19 protein-coding genes and 1 pseudogene are annotated in these 22,333 nt (G+C 73.5%); 16 read left to right on the forward strand and 4 right to left on the reverse strand.

Going from position 1 to position 22,333, the window contains the following annotated elements; translation table 11 throughout:
* Positions 1–67 precede the first annotated feature (67 nt).
* From ACFZAU_RS35970 to ACFZAU_RS35990, 5 genes are read left to right on the forward strand one after another with little or no spacing between them, the layout of a single operon-like run.
* A complete protein-coding gene (locus tag ACFZAU_RS35970; RefSeq protein WP_500464356.1) occupies positions 68–1,228 on the forward strand; it encodes an ABC transporter substrate-binding protein in 1,161 nt (386 codons plus the stop codon).
* Positions 1,229–1,236: 8 nt separating this feature from the next.
* Positions 1,237–2,133, forward strand: coding sequence for an ABC transporter permease (locus tag ACFZAU_RS35975; protein ID WP_500464383.1), 897 nt, complete (start codon positions 1,237–1,239; stop codon positions 2,131–2,133).
* Positions 2,121–2,957, forward strand: coding sequence for an ABC transporter permease (locus ACFZAU_RS35980; protein WP_500555656.1), 837 nt, complete (start codon positions 2,121–2,123; stop codon positions 2,955–2,957). The genes ACFZAU_RS35975 and ACFZAU_RS35980 overlap by 13 nt, the downstream gene beginning before the upstream one ends.
* Before the next feature lie 7 nt (positions 2,958–2,964).
* Complete coding sequence (locus ACFZAU_RS35985; RefSeq protein WP_500555657.1) at positions 2,965–4,056, forward strand: ABC transporter ATP-binding protein; 1,092 nt, start codon at positions 2,965–2,967, stop codon at positions 4,054–4,056.
* 48 nt (positions 4,057–4,104) lie between these two features.
* Positions 4,105–5,886, forward strand: coding sequence for an HAD-IA family hydrolase (locus tag ACFZAU_RS35990; RefSeq protein ID WP_500555658.1), 1,782 nt, complete (start codon positions 4,105–4,107; stop codon positions 5,884–5,886).
* 51 nt (positions 5,887–5,937) lie between these two features.
* Here the strand turns inward: ACFZAU_RS35990 and ACFZAU_RS35995 are convergent, their stop codons facing one another.
* Entirely contained in the window at positions 5,938–7,776 is a 1,839-nt protein-coding gene (locus ACFZAU_RS35995; protein WP_500555659.1) for a bifunctional serine/threonine-protein kinase/glutamate ABC transporter substrate-binding protein, read from the reverse strand.
* Between the two features lie 124 nt (positions 7,777–7,900).
* On the reverse strand, positions 7,901–8,884 hold the full coding sequence (locus ACFZAU_RS36000) for a TAXI family TRAP transporter solute-binding subunit (protein ID WP_500555660.1): 984 nt from the start codon (positions 8,882–8,884) through the stop codon (positions 7,901–7,903).
* Between the two features lie 145 nt (positions 8,885–9,029).
* On the opposite strand from ACFZAU_RS36000, the gene ACFZAU_RS36005 reads away from it, so the two are divergent.
* The 4 genes from ACFZAU_RS36005 (at position 9,030) to ACFZAU_RS36020 (ending at position 12,631) form a co-directional block, all read left to right on the forward strand.
* Complete coding sequence (locus tag ACFZAU_RS36005) at positions 9,030–9,914, forward strand: MBL fold metallo-hydrolase (RefSeq protein WP_500555661.1); 885 nt, start codon at positions 9,030–9,032, stop codon at positions 9,912–9,914.
* A 121-nt stretch (positions 9,915–10,035) separates the two neighbouring features.
* A complete protein-coding gene (gene miaB / locus ACFZAU_RS36010; protein WP_499602011.1) occupies positions 10,036–11,526 on the forward strand; it encodes a tRNA (N6-isopentenyl adenosine(37)-C2)-methylthiotransferase MiaB in 1,491 nt (496 codons plus the stop codon).
* Between the two features lie 54 nt (positions 11,527–11,580).
* Entirely contained in the window at positions 11,581–11,910 is a 330-nt protein-coding gene (locus ACFZAU_RS36015; protein ID WP_499601919.1) for a hypothetical protein, read from the forward strand.
* A 25-nt stretch (positions 11,911–11,935) separates the two neighbouring features.
* Positions 11,936–12,631 carry a class III extradiol dioxygenase subunit B-like domain-containing protein gene (locus ACFZAU_RS36020; RefSeq protein ID WP_500555662.1) on the forward strand — a complete coding sequence of 232 codons (696 nt, stop codon included), beginning with the start codon at positions 11,936–11,938 and terminating at the stop codon, positions 12,629–12,631.
* A gap of 31 nt (positions 12,632–12,662) precedes the next feature.
* Here ACFZAU_RS36020 and ACFZAU_RS36025 read toward each other — a convergent pair whose 3' ends face one another.
* Entirely contained in the window at positions 12,663–12,902 is a 240-nt protein-coding gene (locus tag ACFZAU_RS36025; protein ID WP_500555663.1) for an antitoxin, read from the reverse strand.
* A gap of 108 nt (positions 12,903–13,010) precedes the next feature.
* On the opposite strand from ACFZAU_RS36025, the gene miaA reads away from it, so the two are divergent.
* The 7 genes from miaA (at position 13,011) to hflX (ending at position 21,818) form a co-directional block, all read left to right on the forward strand.
* The gene (gene miaA / locus ACFZAU_RS36030) at positions 13,011–13,952 is read left to right on the forward strand and encodes a tRNA (adenosine(37)-N6)-dimethylallyltransferase MiaA (protein WP_500555664.1); all 942 of its coding nucleotides are present in this window, start codon (positions 13,011–13,013) and stop codon (positions 13,950–13,952) included.
* Between the two features lie 151 nt (positions 13,953–14,103).
* Positions 14,104–14,637, forward strand: coding sequence for a hypothetical protein (locus ACFZAU_RS36035; protein WP_500555665.1), 534 nt, complete (start codon positions 14,104–14,106; stop codon positions 14,635–14,637).
* 311 nt (positions 14,638–14,948) lie between these two features.
* Positions 14,949–15,425 (forward strand): hypothetical protein, encoded by a 477-nt coding sequence (locus tag ACFZAU_RS36040; protein ID WP_500555666.1) that lies wholly within the window; start codon positions 14,949–14,951, stop codon positions 15,423–15,425.
* A 16-nt stretch (positions 15,426–15,441) separates the two neighbouring features.
* The gene (gene dapF / locus ACFZAU_RS36045; protein ID WP_500555667.1) at positions 15,442–16,320 is read left to right on the forward strand and encodes a diaminopimelate epimerase; all 879 of its coding nucleotides are present in this window, start codon (positions 15,442–15,444) and stop codon (positions 16,318–16,320) included.
* 152 nt (positions 16,321–16,472) lie between these two features.
* Positions 16,473–18,611, forward strand: coding sequence for a RelA/SpoT family protein (locus ACFZAU_RS36050; protein ID WP_500555668.1), 2,139 nt, complete (start codon positions 16,473–16,475; stop codon positions 18,609–18,611).
* Between the two features lie 72 nt (positions 18,612–18,683).
* On the forward strand, positions 18,684–20,168 hold the full coding sequence (locus ACFZAU_RS36055) for a M1 family metallopeptidase (protein WP_500555669.1): 1,485 nt from the start codon (positions 18,684–18,686) through the stop codon (positions 20,166–20,168).
* 141 nt (positions 20,169–20,309) lie between these two features.
* The gene (gene hflX, locus ACFZAU_RS36060; RefSeq protein ID WP_500555670.1) at positions 20,310–21,818 is read left to right on the forward strand and encodes a GTPase HflX; all 1,509 of its coding nucleotides are present in this window, start codon (positions 20,310–20,312) and stop codon (positions 21,816–21,818) included.
* Between the two features lie 73 nt (positions 21,819–21,891).
* On the opposite strand, the pseudogene ACFZAU_RS36065 reads toward hflX, so the two are convergent.
* Positions 21,892–22,333 (reverse strand): annotated as a pseudogene (locus ACFZAU_RS36065) (hypothetical protein); the annotation flags it as partial.

Raw genomic sequence — 22,333 nt, forward strand, 5'->3', positions numbered from 1 at the left:
TCGGACAAGTTGAAGCGCTCCCCGACCTCCCTGCCTTTCAGCACCCACTTCCCTCCAGGAGACCTCCGTGCCCGCGTCCCTCCCGAAGGCGGCCGCACTCGCCGCCGGCCTCGCCGTGACCGCGCTGGCTCTCAGCGCCTGCGGCTCGGCCCCCACCACGCAGACCGCCGCCGACGGCAAGAACGGCAAGAGCGCGGCCACCGCGACCTCCGCCGAGGAATTCGGCGGCATGGACGCCCTGGTCGCCGCCGCCAAGAAGGAGGGCACGCTCAACGCGATCGCCCTGCCCCGCGACTGGGCCAACTACGGCGCGCTGATCGACGGCTTCACCAAGAAGTACGGGATCAAGATCCAGAACGAGACCCCGGACGCCGCCAGCCAGGACGAGATCAACGCCGTCACCTCCCGCAAGGGCCAGGACCGCGCCCCCGACGTCCTCGACCTCGGCGCGTCCTTCGCGATCAGCGGTGCCCAGCAGGGCCTGTTCGCCTCCTACAAGGTCGCCTCCTACGACGACATCCCGGCCGCCCAGAAGGACGCCCAGGCCCGCTGGTACAACGACTACGGCGGCTACGTCTCCATCGGCTGCGACGCCAAGCGCGTCAAGAACTGCCCGACCACCTTCGCCGACCTCCTCAAGCCCGAGTACAAGGGCCAGGTCGCGATGAACGGCAACCCGACCAAGTCCGGCTCCGCGTTCGGCGGCGTCTACGCGGCGGCGCTGGCCAACGGCGGCTCCTTCGACGACATCCAGCCCGGCATCGACTTCTTCGGCAAGCTGAAGAAGAACGGCAACTACAACCCCGTCGAGTCCACCCCGGCCACGGTCGAGAAGGGTGAGACCCCGATCAGCATCGACTGGGACTACCTCAACGCCGGCTACGCCGAGGAGTTCGCCAGCAAGGGCGTGGACTGGAAGGTCTCGGTCCCGAGCGACGGCCAGTACGCCCAGTACTACGCGCAGGCGATCAACAAGGACGCCCCGCACCCGGCGGCCGCCCGCCTGTGGCAGGAGTACCTCTACAGCGCCGAGGGCCAGAACCTGTGGCTCGCCGGCTTCGCCCGCCCCGTCCTGATGCCCGCCATGGACAAGGCCGGCACCCTGGACAAGACCGCCGCCGCCAAGCTCCCCCCGGTCGCCGGCACCCCGTCCTTCCCGACGGACGACCAGCAGAACAAGGCCAAGGAAGTCCTGGCCCAGGGCTGGGGCAAGGCCGTCTCCGGATGACCGACCCGATGACCGCCACCACGGCGCCCGTCGTCGCCGCTGCAGGGGCCACCGCCCCGGCGCGGCGGCGCCCGGCCGGCTGGCTCGCGGTGCTCCCGCTGCTCGTCTTCGTGGCGATCAGCTTCGGGGCCCCTGCGGTCGCCATGGTCAACGGCGCCTTCACCGTCAAGGACCCCGCGAGCGGGACCTCCTCGTACACCACGGCCAACCTGACGGCCTCCCTGCAGGGCGCGTACCTGACCGCCCTGTGGGGCAGCGTGAAGCTCTCCGGGCTCTCCGCCGCCATCGGCGCGGTGCTCGGGCTGCTGCTCGCCCAGGCCGTGGTGACCTCGCGGTTCCGCGCACTGCGCGAAGCCGTGCTGACCGCGTCCGGCGTGCTCGCCAACTTCGGCGGGGTGCCGCTGGCCTTCGCCTTCGTGGCGACCCTGGGCAACGCCGGTGTCCTCACCCGCCACCTGGGTCTCGACGAACACGGCTGGAGCCTCTACAGCTTCTGGGGCCTGGTCATCGTCTACCTCTACTTCCTCATCCCCCTCATGGTGCTCACCGTGACCCCGGCGCTGGAGGGGCTGCGCGTCCAGTGGCGCGAGGCCGCCCAGAACAACGGCGCCACCGCCGGCCAGTACTGGCGGCACGTCGCCCTGCCCGTGCTGGCCCCCTCGCTCCTCGGCGGCCTGGTCCTGCTCTTCGGCAGCGCCTTCGCCGCCTACGCCACCGCCGCGGCGATGGTCGGCAGCTCGGTGCCGCTGATCACCCTGCAGATCGCCGACGCCATCTCCGGCAACGTCCTGGTCGGACAGGAGAACGTGGCGCTCGCCCTGAGCCTCGACATGATCGTCGTCGCCGGCCTGGTCATGGCGGTCTACCTGCCCCTGCAACGACGGAGCGCGCGATGGCTGGTCTGACGGGCACACGGATCCGGCCCTGGCGCGGTGTCGTCCTCGCCGGCGCCGCCCTCTACTTCCTGGTGCCGCTGGCCGCCTCGGTGCTCTTCACCGTGGACGTCCCCGGCAAGGGCGTCACCTTCGACGCGTACGGGCAGATCCTCAAGGCGGAGGGCTTCACCTCCAGCCTGCTGCTCTCCCTGGAGCTCGCGGCCGCCACCATCGCGGTCGTCCTGCTGCTGATGGTCCCCGCCATGGTCGCGCTGCGCCTGTCCGCGCCCCGACTGCGCCCGCTGGTCGAGGTGATCTGCTCGCTGCCGCTGGTGGTGCCGCCGATCGCGCTGGTCGCCGGCGTCAGCAGCGTGCTGCGCTGGGGCCCCGAGCACCTGGCCAGCACGCCGTTCTTCCAGACCTTCGTGGCCATCCAGAACCCGTCCTTCCCGGTCGTCCTGGTGCTCACGTACGTCGTGATGGCGCTGCCCTTCGTGTTCCGGGCCCTGGACGCCGGGCTGCGGGCGGTGGACGTCCGCACCCTCGTCGAGGCTGCCCGGTCCTGCGGGGCGAACTGGCCGGCCGCGCTGGTCCGGGTGGTGCTGCCGAACCTGCGCGGGGCGCTGCTCAACGCCTCCTTCCTCACCCTCGCCCTGGTGCTCGGCGAGTTCACCGTCGCACAGCTGCTGGGCTTCCAGCCCTTCGCGGTGTGGATCGTCACGGTCAGCGGCTCGCAGGCCCAGCTGTCGGTGGCCGTCTCGGTGCTCAGCCTGCTGGTCACCTGGCTGCTGCTGCTCGTCCTGGCCGCCGTCGGCGGACGCCGCCCCACCTCACGTACCGCCTCCCGGAAGTGACCGAGACATGACCGACACCGTCCCCGCCCCGGCCGACGCCGCGCCCATCGTGCCCGGCGGTGCCACCGTCGAGTTCCGGGCGCTGCGCCGTGCTTTCGGCGTCACCACCGCCCTGGACGGGCTGGACCTGACCGTCCGGCCCGGCGAACTCCTCGCCCTGCTCGGCCCGTCCGGCTGCGGCAAGACCACCGCGCTGCGGATGCTCGCCGGCTTCGAGCACCCCGACTCCGGTCAGGTGCTGGTCGACGGCAAGGACGTCACCAAGACCCCCGCGCACCGCCGTGACGCGGGCATGGTCTTCCAGTCCTACAGCCTCTTCCCGCACCTGAGCGCCGCCGACAACGTGGCCTTCGGGCTGCGCATGCGCAAGGTCGGCGCCGCCGAGCGGCGCAGCCGCGCCGCCGAACTGCTGGAACTCGTCGGCCTGCCGTCCCAGGGGGACCGTTACCCCCACCAGCTCTCCGGCGGCCAGCAGCAGCGTGTGGCCCTCGCCCGCGCCCTGGCGCTGCGGCCGCGCGTACTGCTCCTGGACGAGCCGCTGAGCGCGCTGGACGCCAAGGTGCGCACCACCTTGCGTGAGGAGATCCGCCGCCTGCAGCGCGAACTCGGCATCACCACCCTGTTCGTGACGCACGACCAGGAGGAGGCGCTGTCCATGGCGGACCGCGTCGCCGTGATGAACGCCGGGCGGATGGAGCAGTGCGCCGCCCCCGCCGAGCTGTACGACCGGCCCGCCACCGCCTTCGTCGCCGAGTTCGTCGGCACCAACAGCCGCCTGCCGGGCCGGCTCTCCGACGGCGGTCAGGTCGAGGTCCTCGGCCGGCGGCTCCCCACCCAGGGCGACGTGCCCGCGGGCACCGAGGTGGACGTCCTGGTCCGCCCCGAAGCGGTACGCGTCCACGCCGACCCCACCGGCGACGCACGCGTCGTGGCGACCGCCTTCCTGGGCGCCGTCACCCGGCTGACCGTGCAACTGGCCGACGGCACCCGCGTCAAGGCCGACCTCGCCAGCTCCGAGGCCGCCGCCCTGCCCCCGGGCGCCACCGTCACCGTGTCCCTGCCCGACCGGCCCGTCCTGGTCACCGCGCGCGCCGCCTGACCCCTCCCGCACCTCCATCCCCCCACACCCTTGATGAAAGAGAGCCCCGTGACCCACCCACCGCACCACCCGCTCCAGGCCGTCCTGTTCGACATGGACGGCACGCTCGTCGAGACCGAGCAACTGTGGTGGGAGGCGGTCGCCGAGGTGGCCGCCGGGCTGGGGCACGTGCTCGGCGACGCGGACGTGACCGAGGTCCTCGGCCGCGCCGTCGAGCACACCGCCACCCACCTGGTGACCACCACCGGGACGGCGACCGGCGCCGATGAGGTGGCCGCCGTCCTGCACCGGGAGTTCGCCGCGCGGGTCCGCGCCCGCACGGTGCCCCGTCCCGGCGCGCTGGAACTGCTCGACGAACTCGCCCGGCACGACATCCCCATCGCGCTGGTCTCGGCGTCCCCGCGCGAGGTCGTCGGCGTCGTGCTGGCGGTGCTCGGCCGCGAGCGCTTCGTCGTCTCCCTCACCGCCGACGACACCCCCCGCACCAAGCCGGCCCCCGACCCCTACCTGGCCGCCGCCCGCGCCCTCGGCGTGGACCCCGGCGCCTGTGTCGCCGTCGAGGACACCCCGACCGGCGTCGCCTCCGCCGAGGCCGCCGGCTGCCGGGTGCTCGCCGTGCCGTCCCTGGCGCCCATCGCCCCCGGCGCCGGCCGCGCCGTGCTCGACAGCCTCGAGCGGGCCGACGTGGCCCTGCTGCGGGCCCTGGTCGCGCAGCCGCCGTCCTTCCTCGTGCCCGCCTTCACCAGCCGCCGCGCCCGCGTCGGGGCGCCGTTCAGGGTCAGCGTCGCCGGGCTGCTGCGCGGCGCCCCCGTCACCTGCGCCAAGGCCGCCGGCCCCGGCTGGGCCCGGGTCTCCGCCGACGGCACCGTCACCGGCACCCCCGACGTCGCCGGCGACGCGGAGGTCGCCGTCACCGCCACGGACGCCGAGGGGCGCTCCGCCACCGTCACGGTGCGCGTGCCGGTCGCGGCGGCGGGCGAGCCCATGGTGCGGCGGCTGCGCGTCATGAGCTGGAACCTGTGGCTCGGCGGCAGCCGCGTCGACGACCACCGGGACAAGCAACTGCGCGTGCTGCTGGACGCCGACGTGGACGTCGTCGGCCTCCAGGAGACGCGCACGCACTCCGCGAAGGAACTCGCCGAGGCACTGGGCTGGGAGCACCACCAGGCGGGCGACAACCTCGGCGTCATCAGCCGCTACCCGATCGTCTCCCGCCACGGCCTGCCCGCGAGCCCGTTCTACGGCGGCCTCGGCGCCACCGTCCGGCTCGACGAGGGCCGCGACGTCACGCTGTGGAGCGCGCACCTCAACTACACCCCGTACGGCCCCTACGACGCCCTCCACGACCGCCGGCCGGTCGAGGTGCTGGTCGAGCACGAGGCCGCCTCGGGACGCCTGGAGCAGATCCGGGACATTCTGGACGACATGGGCGCCGACCTCGCCGCCCGCGACACCACCCCGGTCGTCCTGGTCGGCGACTTCAACGCCCCCTCCCACCTGGACTGGACCGCCGAGGCGGCGCCCCTGCACGGCGGCTACGGACCCGTGCCCTGGCCCGTCACCCTCGCCGCCGAGGCCCGCGGACTGCGCGACTCCTACCGCGAGGCCCACCCGGACCCCGTGCGCCACCCGGGCACCACCTGGTCACCGGTCAACCCCGAGCCGGAGCCGCAGGACCGGATCGACTACGTCCTGTACGCCGGCCGGGTCCTGCGGGTGCTGGACTCCGCGACCCTGGTCACGGGCGATCCCCGTCCCGAACCGCACGTCGCGGGCAACGACTGGCCCTCCGACCACGCCGCCGTCGTCACCACGTTCGCCGTGTCCTGAACGGGCTGGGCGGAACGGCCGGGCCCGCGCGACCTCATCGGTCGCGCGGGCCTATTCGCACTCGCTCATCTCGTCCGGTCTCGGGCGCTGGTCGGCCACCTCCTGGGAGGCCAGCGGCTTGAGGTGCTTGACGTAGGAGGTGCGCCAGGCCCCGGAGGAGATCTCCTCCTTGATGGCGTCACATATGGCGTGCTTCAGCTCGGGCTCGTTCTTCTGCAGCCCCACGCCGTACTCCTCCGTGCCGAACGGCACACCCAGCAGCCTCAGTTGCTGGGTGTGCTGGGCGCGGTAGCCGGCCAGGATGATGTCGTCGGTGGACACGGCGTCGACCTTGCCCGCGAGCAGTTCCTTGACGCAGAGCCCGTACGAGGCCTGCTGCTCGGTCTTTATCTGCGGGTACTCCCTGCGGAGCCGTTCCGCGGGCGTCGAGTCCGTGACGGTGCAGACCTCGCGGCCGAACAGGTCCTGCACGCTGTGGACGGGGGCGTCCGTGCGCACGAGGAAGTCCTGGCCGGCCTGGTAGTAGGGGCCCGCGAAGTCGACGTCCTTCTTGCGCGCCTCCGTTATCGAATAGCTGGCCACTATGTAGTCGACGTACCCGGCCCGCAGGAAGTACTCGCGGGACTGGGTGTCCACGACCGTGAACTGCACCTTCTTGAAGCCCAGATGCCTGGCGATGGCCCGTGCCAGGTCGATGTCGAAGCCCGTGTAGCCGTCCTCCGCGCCGCTGGAGGCCTCGCTGAGGCCCGGCTGGTCCTTCTTGACGCCCACGACAAGGTAGCCGCGCTCACGCGCCGTCCTGATGGTCGGCGAACCGGACAGGTCCGGCCCGTCGTCCCGCATCCGGTCCACGGCGAACCACCCGCCGGCGGCGAGGACGGCCAGGCCCACCCCGCCCGCCAGGAGCGCCCGCCAGCGGCGACGCGGCGTCCGCCGCGCGGGCTCCTGCACCGGGGGCGGGTCGACGCCGGGCTCGGTCGTGCGCGGCTCCGGTACGGCGCCCGCGTCCGTCCGCGTGGCGTCCGGGTCGTAGTCCGGGTGGACGGCCACCGGGAACTGCGGGGTCTCCTGCGCCACGTGCTGCAGCAACTGCTCGGCGCGCTCGGCCGACAGCCGCGCCCCCGGCTCCTTGACCAGCAGCCCGTCGATCAGCGGGCGCAGCGGCCCCGCGTGCGCCGTCGGCGGCGGCTCGGCCGTGCGGACGGCCTCCAGCACCTCGTACGGCGTCGGGCCGCGGAAGGGGGCCCGGCCCTCGACCATCTCGTACAGAGTGACGCCCAGCGACCACAGGTCGGCGGCGGGCGTCGGCGTCAGCCGGTTGGCGAGCTCGGGCGCCAGGTACTGCGGGGTGCCGACCGTCTCGTGCAGCCGCGTCACCTGGGCGGCGCCCTCGAAGGTCGCGATCCCGAAGTCCATGAGCACCGCCCGCCCGTCCCGGCGGAACAGGATGTTGTGCGGCTTCACGTCGCGGTGCAGCACCCCGGCCGCGTGCACCGCGCGCAGCCCGCGCAGCACCTCAAGGCCGATCTGCGCCGCCTGCAGCGCCGGGATCCGGCCCCGCTCGCGCAACTGGTCCGCCAGGGAGTGCGGGTTGACCTGCTCCATGACGATCCAGACCTGGCCGTCGGCCTCGATCACGTCGTGCACGGCGACCACGTGCTCGTGCCCGATCCGGGCGATGGCCTGCGCCTCGCGGCGCGCCCGCTCCACCCACTGGGCCTGCGTCTCCGGGTCCAGCGCGCCCCGGAACAGCAGTTCCTTGACGGCGACCTGACGGCTCAGCCGGTTGTCGTACGCCTCCCACACCACGCCCATGCCGCCGCGCCCCAGTTGCCGGCGCAGCTCGTAGCGGCCGTCGACGAGGGTGTGCGGCATCCCCCCAGAACTCATGCGTGTGCCCCCATCGGTACGTGGTCCGCTACAGGTTAGGGGGCTCTGACGGGGATGAACATCGTCCTCGGGGTGCGGGACGATCACATGTCGGGCGGAATGGTCCGTACCGGCCCGGCGGGGCCTAGGGCTTCACCGAACGGTAGTAGCGCTCGGCGCCCGCGTGCAGCCGCAGCGGGTCGGTGAAGACCGCCGTCCGCAGGTCCATCAGCTGGGCGGCGTGCACCTCCTGCCCGATCCGGTCGCGGCTGTCGATCACGGTGCGGGTGAGCCGGTCCACCAGCCCGGTGTCCGTCCGGTCGGTGGTGATCAGCAGGTTGGCCACGGCGATCGTCTGCACCGCGCGCCCGCCCTGGACCATCGGGTAGGCGTCCGCGGGCATGACCGCCTGCCGGTAGTACGCCGACTCCTCGCTCCCGGCGTGCAGCCGGGCCACCAGGTCGCCGAGCTGGACCAGTCTGACGTCGGTGCTCTCCGCCAGGTTCGCGATGGTCCTGGTCGGCAGTCCGCCCGACCAGAAGAACGCGTCCAGCTCCCCCCGGCGCAGCATCTCCGGCGCCCGGTCGATGCCCACCGTCCTGCGCCGCACGTCACCGGGCTCCCCGAGGTCCGCGGCCGCCAGCAGCCGCTGCGCTATCAGGTTCACCCCGGAGCTGGGCTGGCCGATCCCCACCCGCAGCCCGCGCAGGTCCTTCGCCGACCGCACGGGGGAGTCGGCGGGCACCACGAGCTGCATGTAGTCGTCGTACAGCCGGGCGCAGGCACGCAGCCGTCCCGCACCCGGGCCGTCGTAGTCGGCGACGGCGTCGGCCGCGGCGATGGCGAAGTCGGCCTTGCCGGTCGCCACCCTCCGGACGTTGTCCACCGACCCCTCGGACCGCACCAGGCGCACCGGCACCCCGGGCAGGTCCGTGTGCAGGTAGGGCTGGAGCCGCTTCCCGTACGTGTCGTACACCCCGTTGCGCACGCCGGTGGCGAAGTCGACCCTGTCCTTGGGGTACGAGGGCCCGTCGGAGGGCAGCACCCACCACAGCAGCAGCGCGACCGCCGCCGCCACCGCCAGCACGGCCTGCACGGCCCGGCGTCTGCCGATTCGGGGGAGCTCCATCCCCGCGATAGTGCCAGGCCCGCCGCCGCCGTGGCCAGCACCCGGCCCCGGGCCCCGGCTCCACCGCGCCCCGGCCCCCGCACGTGCCTCTCCCGCCCCACGGGGAAGACTCCTGCTGGGGCGCACCCTCCGGAGGGAGGCCCGTATGGCAGGCCGGGTGACCTGGACGGCGGGCGACCTGGTCGTCCACCGCGTCGACGAGACCACGCTGCCCCCGGGGACCGGACGGCGGCTGCTGCCCGCCGCCACGCCGCAGGTCGTGGCGGGCACGCCGTGGCTGCGGGACTTCGCCGCCGCCGACGGCACGCTCCGCCTGGCGACCCACACCTTCGCCGTGGTGGCCGGCGGCCTGCGCGTCCTGGTGGACACCGGGATCGGCAACGGAAAGACCCGCGCCGACCCCGCGTGGGACCGCCTCGCCACCGACTACCCGCGGCGCCTGGCGGAGGCCGGTTTCCCGCCGCACTCGGTGGACCTGGTGATCCTCACCCACCTGCACACCGACCACGTCGGCTGGAACACCCGTGACGACGAGGGCACCTGGGTACCGGCCTTCCCCCATGCCCGCCACCTGGTCTCCCGCGCCGAATGGGAGCACTGGTCCGGCGCGGACCTGGACGAGGACCACCGGCAGGTGTTCCGCGACTCGGTGCTGCCGGTCCGCGACGCGGGACTGCTCGACCTGGCCGACGTCACCGCGGGTCCCCTGGAGGCGGCTCCCGGGATCCGCCTGCTGCCGGCGCCCGGGCACACCCCGGGGCAGGTCGCGGTCGAATTGCGCGGCGGCGGCCGGGTGGCACTGGTCACCGGCGACAGCTTCCACCACCCCGTGCAGATCGCCCACCCCGGGATCACCAGCACCGCCGACACCGACCCGGCTCTGGCCGTACGGACCCGCCGCGCGCTGCTCGGCGCCCTCGCGGGTACGGACACGCTGCTGCTGGGCACCCACTTCCCGCCGCCCACCGCGGGGACCGTCGTGACGTGGGAGGACGGCCACCGCCTCCTGCCCGAGCCGCCGGACACCTGACGCGGCGGACGCCGCCGGGTGCCGTCCGGCCCCGCGGGTGCCCTCCGCGCGGGGGCGGGCGGGGGCACGGGCGCGCGTGGGGCGCCCTTACCCTGGATGGGTGCAGCGTGAAGAGCAGGGTGTGAAGAGCTACGAGATCCGCACCTACGGGTGCCAGATGAACGTCCACGACTCCGAGCGGCTGGCCGGCCTCCTGGAGGCGGCCGGCTACGTTCGCGCGCCCAAGGGCGAGGACGGCACGGTGGCAGCCGATGTTGTCGTCTTCAACACCTGCGCGGTCCGGGAGAACGCCGACAACCGCCTGTACGGCAACCTCGGCCGCCTGGCGCCGCAGAAGGCCGCCCGGCCCGGCATGCAGATCGCCGTGGGCGGCTGCCTCGCGCAGAAGGACCGGGACACGATCGTCAAGAAGGCCCCCTGGGTCGACGTCGTCTTCGGCACCCACAACATCGGCAGCCTGCCGGCGCTGCTGGAGCGCGCCCGGATCGCCGAAGAGGCGCAGGTCGAGATCGCGGAGTCGCTGGAGACCTTCCCGTCCACGCTGCCGACCCGGCGCGAGTCGGCGTACGCGGCGTGGGTGTCGATCTCGGTCGGCTGCAACAACACCTGCACCTTCTGCATCGTCCCCGCGCTGCGCGGCAAGGAGAAGGACCGCCGCCCGGGCGACATCCTCGCCGAGGTCGAGGCGCTGGTCGCCGAGGGCGTCGTCGAGGTCACCCTGCTCGGCCAGAACGTCAACGCCTACGGCTCGGACATCGGCGACCGCGAGGCCTTCAGCAAGCTGCTGCGCGCCTGCGGGAGGATCGACGGCCTGGAGCGCGTCCGCTTCACCTCGCCCCACCCGCGTGACTTCACCGACGACGTGATCGCGGCCATGGCCGAGACCCCGAACGTGATGCACCAGCTGCACATGCCGCTGCAGTCCGGCTCCGACACCGTGCTGCGCGCGATGCGCCGCTCGTACCGGCAGGACCGCTACCTCGGCATCATCGAGAAGGTGCGCGCCGCCATGCCGGACGCCGCCATCTCCACCGACATCATCGTGGGCTTCCCCGGCGAGACCGAGGAGGACTTCGAGCAGACGCTGCACGTGGTGCGCGAGGCCCGCTTCGCGCAGGCCTACACCTTCCAGTACTCCAAGCGCCCGGGCACGCCCGCCGCCGAGATGGACGGGCAGGTGCCGAAGGCCGTCGTCCAGGAGCGCTACGAGCGGCTGGTCGCGCTGCAGGAGGAGATCTCCTGGGAGGAGAACAAGAAGCAGGTCGGCCGCACCCTGGAGGTGCTGGTCGCCGAGGGCGAGGGCCGCAAGGACGACGCCACGCGGCGCCTGTCCGGCCGCGCCCCCGACAACCGCCTGGTGCACTTCGCGCCGCCCGCCGAGCCGGTCCGCCCCGGTGACGTCGTGACGGCGCAGATCAGCTACGCCGCCCCGCACCACCTGCTGGCCGAGAGCCCGGCGTTCGGCGTCCGCCGCACCGCGGCGGGCGACGCCTGGGAGCGGCGCACCTCTGCCGCCGCGGCCAAGCCCGCGGGTGTCATGCTGGGCCTGCCGACGATCGGCGCGCCCGCGCCGGCACCGGTGGCGGTCGCCCCGGGATGCGGCTGCGACTGACGGGACGGGGACACCGCGGGGGACGCGGGACCGTGGGACGAGGGGGGACACGCAATGGCTCGTTGGGGGCTCTTCGCCGAGGAGACCGTGGGCAGCGGCGACGCCAGGCGCTGGGAGTTCGAGCTCCTCGGCCACGCCGACGGCACGCGTGAGGACGCGTTGCGCAAGCTGGAGGAGGCGGCGCTCGCCTACCGTCCCAGCAAGCCCTTCAGCGTGCGGCGCAGCTGGCTGTACCGCTCGGGGGAGGGGTACGTCCAGGTCAACGAGGGTGTGACCACGACGTACATCTGCCGCTTCACGGTGGCCGAGCTGGTCCACGACAGCAAGGACCCGAAGGTCGCCGCCACGGCCGAGCCCTGGGACCGCGTGCCCGAGGGCTTCTGAGACGGCGGACGGTAGGGTTCCGATCATGCTGGTCGCCGCCGCCGTATGCCCCTGTCCGCCGCTGCTCGTGCCCGACGTCGCGTCGGGTGCGGCGCCGGAACTGGACCCGCTGCGCGCCGCCTGCGCGGACGCGCTGGCCGTGTCGGCCGCCGCGCGCCCCGATCTGCTGGTCGTGGTGGGCGCCGCCGAATCCGCACACGTCTGGGAGGGCGGCGGTACGGGCTCGCTGCGCCCCTACGGCGTGAACCTGGCGGTGCGGCTCGGCGACGGCAGCGACCCCGAGCCCCTCGCCCCCTCGCTCACGCTCGCGGCCTGGCTCCTGGAGCGCTCGGGCTCCACCGCGCCGCTGCACGCCTGCGGCGTGCCCGTGCAGGCGCCGGCGGCCCGGATGCTGGAGCTGGGGCGGGGCCTGGCGGAGCTGTCCGACCGGGTGGCGCTGCTGGTCATGGGCGACGGCAGCACCTGCCGCACGCTCAAGGCCCCCGGCTACCTCGACGAGCGCGCCGAACCCTTCGACGCCTCCGTCGCCCGCGCCCTGGGCGCCGCCGACACCGGGGCGCTGGCGGCCCTGGACGTGCCGCTGGCGGCCGAACTGGGGGCGGCCGGGCGCGCCCCCTGGCAGGTGCTCGCCGGCGCCGCCGAGGGCGCCGGGCTCGGCGGCGCGCTGCTGTACGACGAGGCGCCGTACGGCGTCGGTTACTTCGTGGCGGCCTGGTCGTAGCCGCGGCGGGCCCCGGCACCCGGGGCCGGCCTCAGGGCGTGTCCTTGGAGCCGCTCTCCTTCAGGTGCTCCATGGCGTCCTTGGTCTTGTCCACACCCTTGTGGATCTTTCCGCTGTACTTGTGCTTGGTCTTCTCGTCGACCGTGCGCGCGACCTTGTCCAGCCGGGAGCCGATCGCCTCGCCGTGCTGCTCCATGAAGTCGCCGGCCTTGGCGCCGGCCTTGGCCCTGGCGTGCTCGGCCTTGGCCTTCAGCGTGTCCTTGAGGCTCATGCGTCACCGTCTCCCGTGGATGCCTTTGCCGGAAATGACCCTTTTCCCGTAAAGATCTTACTCGTCCACAGGTAAAACCGCCCCGCCGGAATTTGCGAAACTGTGCACGTGAGAATTGACGTCCCCCATGTGATCGCGGTGGTCGGCCCCACCGCGGCCGGCAAGTCCGACCTCGGAGTCGCCCTCGCCCAGGCCCTCGGCGGCGAGGTGATCAACGCGGATTCCATGCAGCTCTACCGCGGCATGGACATCGGCACCGCCAAACTCACCGAGGACGAGCGGCAGGGCGTGCCGCACCACCTGCTCGACATGTGGGACGTCACCCAGGCCGCCAGCGTCGCCGAGTACCAGCGCCTCGCCCGTGCCGAGATCGACCGGTTGCTGGCCGCCGGGCGCACCCCCGTGCTCGTCGGCGGCTCGGGGCTCTACGTGCGCGCCGCCATCGACGCCCTGGAGTTCCCCGGCACCGACCCGGAGGTGCGCGCCCGGCTGGAGGCGGAGCTCGACTCGCTCGGTTCCGGCCCGCTGCACGCCCGCCTGGCCGCCGTGGACCCGGAGGCGGCCCGCGCGATCCTGCCCAGCAACGGCCGGCGGATCGTCCGCGCCCTGGAGGTTGTGGAGATCACCGGCCGCCCCTTCACGGCGAACCTGCCCGGTCACGACTCCGTGTACGACACCGTCCAGATCGGCGTCGACGTCCCGCGCCCGGAACTCGACGAGCGGATCACGCTGCGGGTCGACCGCATGTGGGAGGCCGGGCTGGTCGGCGAGGTGGCCGCCCTCGAGACGGCCGGCCTGCGCGAGGGGCGTACGGCCTCCCGGGCCCTCGGCTACCAGCAGGTGCTGGCCGCGCTGGCCGGGGAGTGCACCGACGCCGAGGCGCGCGCGGAGACCGTCCGGGCCACCAAGCGCTTCGCGCGCCGCCAGGACTCGTGGTTCCGCCGGGACGGCCGGGTGCACTGGCTCGCGGGCCGCGGCCAGGAACTCACCGGCCAGGCACTCGCCCTCCTGGGGCCCGCCCGGTCGGGCGGTCACAGCCTGATCACCTGAGGCGCCGCGCGGTCGGCGGGGCCGGGCGGGCGGGCGCTCCTCGGCGGTACGGCCGGCCCCGGGCCAAGGAGGAAGCACGGGCCCGGAGTTGGCAGGAGTAGGCGGCGGGGACGGCCCCGAGGGGCCGCAGAAAACGTGATCCCATGGACGCATGGCGGAGGACGTCACGTTCTTGGGCCCGTTGGAACTGACCGGCGGCATCTGGGGCGTCGGGGACGCCACGCGCCCGGGCACCCACTGGGTGGAGTTCCGCCCGGACGGCCTCCACCAGCACGAGCCGGATGCCGGGGGACGGCTGGTGCCGTGGTCCAGGATCATGACGGGTATCTGGTTCAGCTGGAACAAGTCCTCCCGGAGCACGCAGAGCAAGGGCGAGTACACCTTGTGGGGGACGGTCGCCGGGCGCTCCGGCGGCTGGATGCACATGACGCTGCGCGACCCGTACGAGGACCACGCACTGCGCTTCGACCGGCACGCGCGCCGGTACCGGTCCGTGGACGCCGTACGGCTGGAGTGGATGCTGCGGCACCTCGTCGACGTGGCGAAGCTGCCGCTCCTCGGCGATCCGGAATGGGTGGGCCGTGCCGTGGCGGGCCTGGCCGGCGGGAAGCAGAGCTGGAGCACCGCTGCACTGCGGCGGGTGGTGGCGGAGGCCGTGACGGCGGCCGGACCCGGCCGCGCCTGACCGATCCCTCCCGCCGGGGCCCTGTCCGCGCCTGCCCGTCCGCTGCGGCACGCGGGCGACCACCCGTGACGACGAGCGGCCGCTCCCCGGATGTCCCGGTCGCCGGGGACCCGCGACGCAGGACGGCGACGGCCGCGTAGATCAACAACCGCAGGCCGGTGCCGAGCCCCCTCGGATCGGCCGGGCGGGGCGGTCACAGCCTGATCACGTGATGGCATCGGGACGCCCCAGCGGCACTTGACGCCTCTTCGAGCGTGCCATCATCGAGCATCGGAGCTACGGTGTCGGACTTCTTGGGAGGGCGCGTGGCGATGGAAGCCGGCCCTCGCAACGGACCGCAGCCGGACCGCGGCGAGCGCGCCTCCGGCGAGGAGCTCGAGTCCCGTGACCGGCTCGTGGTCGACGGCCCCCTCGATGACCCGCTGGACGAGCAGACCCTCGCCGAGGAGGAGCAGTCCTTCCGCGAGCTGCGTCCCGAGCGGCGCCTGCGCGCCTGGCAGATCGCCCCGATCGTCGCCCTCGGTGTGCTGGGCTCGCTGATGTTCGCCTTCCCGCTGGCCTTCGAGACCGGTGACGGCGGCGCCGTCGTCGCGATGCTCGGCCTCCTGCTCGGCTGCTGCTCCGCGGGCTGGGGGATCATGGCCGCCCGCCGGGTCGGCTACACCTGGCCGGGACTGCCGGCCCGCGGTTCCGGCCGCCGCCCGGACTGGCGCTTCGTGGCGCTGTACGCGGCGATCACCGTGGTGCTGGCGCTGCTCGCCTTCTGGCGGGTCGCCCGTCTGCGCTGACCCGTAGACTCGGCGCATGACCAGCGCAGCACCGCAGGGCCTGCCCTTCCTCAAGGGGCACGGCACGGAGAACGACTTCGTGATCATCCCCGACCCCGACGGGGTGCTCGGACTGACCCCGGAGGCCGTCGCGCGCCTGTGCGACCGCCGCGCCGGGATCGGCGGCGACGGGGTGCTGCGCGTCGTGCGCTCGGCGAAGCACCCGGAGGCCGCCGCCATGGCCGCGGAGGCCGAGTGGTTCATGGACTACCGCAACGGTGACGGCAGCGTCGCGGAGATGTGCGGCAACGGCGTACGGGTCTTCGCGCACTACCTCCTGCGCGCCGGGCTCACCGGCGCCGGCGACGTCGCCGTGGCGACCCGCGCCGGCGTACGCCGGGTGCACATCGACAAGGACGGCGACATCACGGTCGACATGGGCCGTGCCGCCCTCCCCGCCGGCGAGGTCGAGGTGGCGGCCGGCGAGCGCAGCTGGCCCGCCCGCAACGTGAACATGGGCAACCCGCACGCCGTCGCCTTCGTCGACGACCTCGCCGACGCCGGCAAGCTGCTGGACGCCCCGCGATGGGCGCCCGCGGCGGCCTACCCGCACGGCGTGAACGTGGAGTTCGTCGTCGACCGCGGTGACCGGCACGTCGCCATGCGGGTGCACGAGCGCGGCTCCGGCGAGACCCGCTCCTGCGGCACCGGTGCCTGCGCCGTCATGGTCGCCGCGGCCCGGCGCGACGGCCGCGACCCGGCCGTCACCGGGCGCCCCGAGACGTACCGGGTCGACCTGCCGGGCGGGACCCTGGTGATCACCGAACGTCCCGACGGCACCGTCGAGATGACCGGGCCGGCGGTGATCGTCGCCGAAGGCGTCATCGATCCCGCCTGGCTCGGCGACGGCGGCTGAGGATACCCGCTCCGAGGACCCGGTATTCGCTCGAACGGGTGATGCCGATCACGCTGGGCGAGAGCGTGGCAGCGGCACGTGATGGGCTCGGTAGCATCAAGCACCGGCACGGAAGCCATCCCGCCGGTGGGTGACGCTGCCGGAGGTGCCGCATGAGACCGGACAACGCAGTGGAGACCGCCCCGGGCGCCGCAGGACGCAGGCGCATCCCCCGGGCCGCGGATCTGCGCCGGATGGGACGTGCGGCCCTGCTGAGCGCGGGCGGCCGCGCCGGCCGCATGCCGGAGTCCATCGAGCACATCGCCAAGGTGCACCGCACCCGGCATCCCGGCGCGGACCTCTCCATCCTGCGCCAGGCGTACGTGCTCGCCGAGTCCTCGCACCGCGGGCAGATGCGCAAGAGCGGCGAGCCGTACATCACGCACCCGCTCGCGGTGACCCTGATCCTCGCCGAACTCGGCGCGGAAACCACGACGTTGACCGCCTCGCTGCTCCACGACACCGTCGAGGACACCGAGGTGACGCTCGATCAGGTGCGGGAGGAGTTCGGCGAGGAGGTGCGCTTCCTCGTCGACGGCGTCACCAAGCTGGAGAAGGTGGACTACGGCGCCGCCGCCGAGCCGGAGACCTTCCGCAAGATGCTCGTCGCCACCGGCAACGACGTCCGCGTGATGTCCATCAAGCTCGCCGACCGGCTGCACAACATGCGCACCCTCGGCGTCATGCGCCCCGAGAAGCAGGCCCGCATCGCCAAGGTCACCCGGGACGTGCTGATCCCGCTCGCCGAACGCCTCGGCGTCCAGGCGCTGAAGACCGAACTGGAGGACCTGGTCTTCGCCATCCTCCACCCCGAGGACTACCTCCGCACCACCGAACTGATCCTGGAGCACGCCGCCCTGCCCGATCCGCTGGGCGCCGTCGCGGACGACGTCCGCAAGGTGCTCCGCGAGGCCGGCATCGGCTCCGAGGTCGAGGTGCGGCCCCGGCACGTGGTCTCCGTGCACCGGGTCAGGCTCAAGCGCGGCGGCGCGCTGCCCGGGGGCAGCGACTTCGGGCGGGTGCTGATCCAGGTCGCCGAGGACGCCGACTGCTACGCCGTCCTCGGCGAACTGCACACCTGCTTCACCCCGGTCATCGCGGAGTTCAAGGACTTCATCGCGGCACCCAAGTTCAACCTCTACCAGTCGCTGCACACCGCCATCCGCGACGGCGAGGGACGCGTCGCCGAAGTCCTCATCCGCACCCGGCAGATGCACCACGTCGCCGAGGCCGGCGTCATCGCGCTCGGCAACCCGTACGTCACCGCCGAGACCGCGGACTGCGACGAGGGCGAGCGCGTCGACCCCACGCGCCCCGGCTGGCTCGCCCGGCTGCTGGAGTGGCAGCGCGAGGCCCCCGACCCGGACTTCTTCTGGAGCACCCTGCGCGACGAGCTCGCCCAGGACCGCGAGATCACCGTCTTCTCCGCCGACGGCGGCACCGTGGGCCTGCCCGACGGCGCCACCTGTACCGACGCCGCCTACGCGTTGCACGGCGAGGGCGCCCACTCCTGCGTCGGGGTACGCGTCAACGGGCGGCTCGCGCCCCTCGGCACCGTCCTGCGGGACGGCGACACCGTCCAGCTCCTGATGGCCGGGGCCGGGGCCGGCGCCGGCGAAGGGGACGGCTACGGCCCCTCGCCCGAGTGGCTGGAGCACGCCCGCACCCCGGCCGCCCGCATCGCCATCGCCCGCTGGCTGGAGGCCAACCCGGGGGCCACCGCAGAGGAGGAACCGGCCGCCCCCGCGGTCCGTGCCGCCGCCACCGCCGCCCGCAGGGCCGCGGAACCGCTCGCGGACACCGACCCGCCCGGCGCCGCCGTGCGCATGGCCCGCTGCTGCACCCCCGTGCCGCCCGACGGGATCACGGGCTTCCCCATCCGCGGCGGCACCGTCGCCGTGCACCGCGGCGAGTGCCCCGTCGCCGCGCGCATGGCCGCCTCGGGCCGTGCCACGGTCGCCGTCCACTGGCGCTCCGACGCGCCCGTCACCGGTCACCGGGCCACCCTCTACGCCGAGGCGCTGGGCCGGCCCCGGCTGCTCGCCGACCTCACCGAGGTGATCGCCACCGAGGGCGTCGCCATCGTCTACGCCGCCGTGGAGCCGCCGCAGGAGCACCGTGTACGCCACACCTACACCGTCGAACTCCCCGACCCGGGCGCGCTGCCCGCGCTCATGCGTGCCATGCGCGCCGTCCCCGGGGTGTACGACGTGTACCGCGCCCAGGAGACCGTGGCCGCCGCGCAGCCGTAGAGGAGTACCCGATCGGGTGGGGTGCTGACGCGCCGCCGCCGGGCGGGCACGGTGCGCTGATAGCGGTATCCCATGATCGGATCCATTGCGCGCCGTGCCACCGTCACCGCGGCGGCCGTGGTGGCGCTCACCGCGGCCGCACTGCCCGGCGACACGACGCCCGCGGGCCTCGGTGACCGGCTCTACCCGGACCTCGGAAACCCCGGGTACGACGTCTACGACTACGACATCTCGTTCACCTACCGCGGCAACGACCGGCCCCTGGACGCCGTGACCCGGGTCGACGCCCTCGCCACGGACACCCTCGACCGCTTCCACCTCGACTTCCGCGGCGACGTCCGCTCCGTCGAGGTCAACGGCCGCCGGGCGGCGTTCCGCACCCTGCGCGAGGAACTGGTCGTCACGCCCGCCGTCCCCGTCCCCCGCGGCGACCGCCTGCGGGTGACCGTCGTCCACACCAGCGACCCCGCCGTCAAGGGCGACACCGGCTGGATCCGCACCAAGGACGGCCTGGCCATGGCCAACCAGGCCGCCGCCGCCCACACCGTCTTCCCCTGCAACGACCACCCCTCGGACAAGGCCCGCTTCGCCTTCCACGTCACCGCGCCGAACGACCTCACCGTCGTCGCCAACGGCCTGCCCGAGACGGCGGTCCGCAAGGGCCCCGTGACGACCTGGAACTACCGCACCGTCCACGTGATGGCCACCGAGCTCGCCCAGGTCTCCGTCGGCCGCTCCGCCGTCCTGCGCCGCACCGGCCCCGGCGGCCTCCCACTGCGCGACGTCCTCCCCTCCGCCGACCCCGACCGGCCGGCCCTGGAGAAGCGCCTGGCGATGACCGCCGGGCAGATCGCGTGGATGGAGCGGCAGGTCGGCCCGTTCCCCTTCGAGACGTACGGCATTCTCAGCGCCGACACCGTCACCGGCTTCGAGCTGGAGACCCAGACCCTCTCGCTCTTCGAGCGGCGGGTGCTGCTGGGCCGGGAGGCCGACGCGGCGCCGGTGATGGTGCACGAACTGGCCCACCAGTGGTTCGGCGACAGCGTCTCGCCCGCCACCTGGAGCGACCTGTGGCTCAACGAGGGGCACGCCACCTGGTACCAGTGGCGCTACGCCGCCGAGCACTACCGCGAGCTCACCCTGGAGCAGCTCGCCAAGGCCGCCTACGGCGCCGACGCGCGCCTGCGCCGCGACGGCGGCCCCGCCGCCGCCCCCAAGCCGCCCGGCGCCGACGGCAAGCTCGGCATCTTCCGCGGCAACGTCTACTTCGGCGGGGCGCTCGTGCTGTACGCGCTGCGGCAGGAGATGGGCGCCGACGCCTTCCAGCGCCTGGAACGGGCCTGGGTCGCCCGCCACCGCGACGGCGTCGCCTCCACCCGGGACTTCATCGCCCTCGCCTCCGAGGTCGCCGGCCGCGACCTGGACGGCTTCCTGAGTGCCTGGCTCTACGGGCCCACCACGCCCCCGATGCCCGGCCACCCCGACTGGAAGCGCTCCGTGCCCGCCAAACCGGTGCACGGTGACACGCACCGGCGCGAGGCGGGGAAAGTCGCGTGACCCGGCGGTGAAGGGCGTGCGACCATCTACCTACGGCGACGACACGCCCGGCCCGGGGAATCCTCCGGCGCCGAGCGGCGTTGTTACCTGACGTGGGGCCCGGTGCCCCCGTCCCCGTCGACCATCCGAGCAAAGGATCCAATGACCTCCTCTTCCTCCTCTTCTTCTGCTTCTTCTGCCCGCAGCCGCCAGCGCCTCCCCGAGAGCCTTCGGGCCGACGCCCTGATGGAAGAGGACGTCGCCTGGAGTCACGAGATCGACGGAGAGCGTGACGGCGACCAGTTCGACCGCTCCGAGCGTGCGTCGCTGCGACGGGTCGTCGGCCTCTCCACCGAGCTCGAGGACATCACCGAGGTCGAGTACCGCCAGCTCCGCCTGGAGCGGGTCGTGCTCGTCGGCGTCTGGACGGACGGCACGGTGCAGGACGCGGAGAACTCCCTCGCGGAGCTCGCCGCCCTCGCCGAAACCGCGGGCGCCCTCGTCCTGGACGGTGTCATCCAGCGCCGAGACAAGCCGGACCCGGCCACCTACATCGGTTCCGGCAAGGCCCAGGAACTGCGCGACATCGTCGCGGAGAGCGGTGCCGACACCGTCGTCTGCGACGGTGAGCTCAGCCCCGGCCAGCTCATCCACCTCGAGGACGTCGTCAAGGTCAAGGTCGTCGACCGCACCGCGCTGATCCTCGACATCTTCGCCCAGCACGCCAAGAGCCGTGAGGGCAAGGCGCAGGTCTCGCTCGCGCAGATGCAGTACATGCTGCCGCGGCTGCGGGGCTGGGGCCAGTCGCTCTCCCGGCAGATGGGTGGCGGTGGCTCCGGCTCCTCGGGCGGCGGCATGGCCACCCGTGGTCCCGGTGAGACCAAGATCGAGACGGACCGGCGGCGCATCCGCGAGAAGATGGCCAAGATGCGCCGTGAGATCGCGGAGATGAAGACCAGCCGCGACCTCAAGCGCCAGGAACGCAAGCGCCACAAGGTGCCCTCGGTGGCGATCGCCGGCTACACCAACGCCGGCAAGTCCTCGCTCCTCAACCGGCTCACCGGAGCGGGCGTCCTGGTGGAGAACGCGCTGTTCGCCACCCTGGACCCGACCGTGCGCCGGGCGGAGACCCCGGGCGGCCGGCTCTACACCCTGGCCGACACCGTCGGCTTTGTGCGGCACCTGCCGCACCACCTGGTCGAGGCGTTCCGCTCCACCATGGAGGAGGTCGCCGAGGCGGACCTCATCCTGCACGTGGTGGACGGCTCGCACCCCAACCCGGACGAGCAGCTCGCCGCCGTGCGCGAGGTCTTCCGCGACGTCGGCGCGCTCGACGTGCCGGAGATCGTGGTGATCAACAAGGCGGACGCCGCCGACCCGGTGCTGCTGCAGTCCCTGCTGCGCCGCGAGAAGCACTCCATCGCCGTCTCCGCCCGCACCGGGCGGGGCATCGCGGAGCTGCTGGCCATGATCGACGACGAGCTGCCGAGGCCCGCCGTCGAGATCGAGGCCCTGGTGCCGTACACGCGCGGCGCGCTCGTCGCCCGCGTCCACGCGGACGGCGAGGTGCTCTCCGAGGAGCACACCGGCGAGGGCACCCTGCTCAAGGCGCGGGTGCACGACGAGCTCGCGGCGGAGCTCGAACCGTTCGCCCTGGCCGCGCGCCACTAGGCCGGATCACGGTACGCACCATGAGGGCCCGCCCCCGGCCGGGGGCGGGCCCTCATGGCGTCCGGCGGCCCGGTCAGCCGCGGACGGCGTCGAAGACCTCCTCGGCCTCGGGACCCAGGTGCGGACCCGCCAGCCAGCGGGGGCTGTCCTGCGGACCGATGGAGGTGTTGCTGACCAGCGCGAGCCCGCCGCCGGGCTCCCGGGCGAACCAGCCGCCGCCGGAGGAGCCCGCCGTCATGGTGCAGCCGAGCCAGTGCATCGTCGGCGCCCCCCTGTCCAGGGCGAGGCGGACCGGATCGCCCGAGCAGTGGTACTGCTGGTAGCCGAAGCCGTCGAAGGGGGCCGCGGCCGGGTAGCCGCGGATGTCCATGGAGTCGATGGCGGCCGAGGTGGGCGCGTCGAACCAGACCGGCACCGAGGCCCCGACCGTCTCCTCCAGCGAGGTGCCGGAGTCGGGGTTGGTCACCTTCAGCACCGCGAAGTCGTAGGGGTAGGCGGAACTGGTCTCCGAGGAC

Source organism: Streptomyces sp. NPDC008238, assembly GCF_042956445.1.
GTDB lineage: Bacteria > Actinomycetota > Actinomycetes > Streptomycetales > Streptomycetaceae > Actinacidiphila.

What these genes read in the sequence shown, in the direction of transcription:
- ACFZAU_RS36015 (WP_499601919.1), top strand. Translation starts at nt 11,581, where the DNA reads ATGGCTCGTTGGGGGCTCTTCGCCGAGGAGACCGTGGGCAGCGGCGAC.
- ACFZAU_RS35980 (WP_500555656.1), top strand. Translation starts at nt 2,121, where the DNA reads ATGGCTGGTCTGACGGGCACACGGATCCGGCCCTGGCGCGGTGTCGTC.
- ACFZAU_RS36020 (WP_500555662.1), top strand. Translation starts at nt 11,936, where the DNA reads ATGCTGGTCGCCGCCGCCGTATGCCCCTGTCCGCCGCTGCTCGTGCCC.
- dapF (WP_500555667.1), top strand. Translation starts at nt 15,442, where the DNA reads ATGACCAGCGCAGCACCGCAGGGCCTGCCCTTCCTCAAGGGGCACGGC.
- ACFZAU_RS35985 (WP_500555657.1), top strand. Translation starts at nt 2,965, where the DNA reads ATGACCGACACCGTCCCCGCCCCGGCCGACGCCGCGCCCATCGTGCCC.
- ACFZAU_RS36050 (WP_500555668.1), top strand. Translation starts at nt 16,473, where the DNA reads ATGAGACCGGACAACGCAGTGGAGACCGCCCCGGGCGCCGCAGGACGC.
- ACFZAU_RS36005 (WP_500555661.1), top strand. Translation starts at nt 9,030, where the DNA reads ATGGCAGGCCGGGTGACCTGGACGGCGGGCGACCTGGTCGTCCACCGC.
- hflX (WP_500555670.1), top strand. Translation starts at nt 20,310, where the DNA reads ATGACCTCCTCTTCCTCCTCTTCTTCTGCTTCTTCTGCCCGCAGCCGC.
- ACFZAU_RS36055 (WP_500555669.1), top strand. Translation starts at nt 18,684, where the DNA reads ATGATCGGATCCATTGCGCGCCGTGCCACCGTCACCGCGGCGGCCGTG.
- ACFZAU_RS36035 (WP_500555665.1), top strand. Translation starts at nt 14,104, where the DNA reads ATGGCGGAGGACGTCACGTTCTTGGGCCCGTTGGAACTGACCGGCGGC.
- ACFZAU_RS36000 (WP_500555660.1), bottom strand. Translation starts at nt 8,884, where the DNA reads ATGGAGCTCCCCCGAATCGGCAGACGCCGGGCCGTGCAGGCCGTGCTG.
- ACFZAU_RS36040 (WP_500555666.1), top strand. Translation starts at nt 14,949, where the DNA reads ATGGAAGCCGGCCCTCGCAACGGACCGCAGCCGGACCGCGGCGAGCGC.
- ACFZAU_RS35995 (WP_500555659.1), bottom strand. Translation starts at nt 7,776, where the DNA reads ATGAGTTCTGGGGGGATGCCGCACACCCTCGTCGACGGCCGCTACGAG.
- ACFZAU_RS35975 (WP_500464383.1), top strand. Translation starts at nt 1,237, where the DNA reads ATGACCGCCACCACGGCGCCCGTCGTCGCCGCTGCAGGGGCCACCGCC.
- ACFZAU_RS36025 (WP_500555663.1), bottom strand. Translation starts at nt 12,902, where the DNA reads ATGAGCCTCAAGGACACGCTGAAGGCCAAGGCCGAGCACGCCAGGGCC.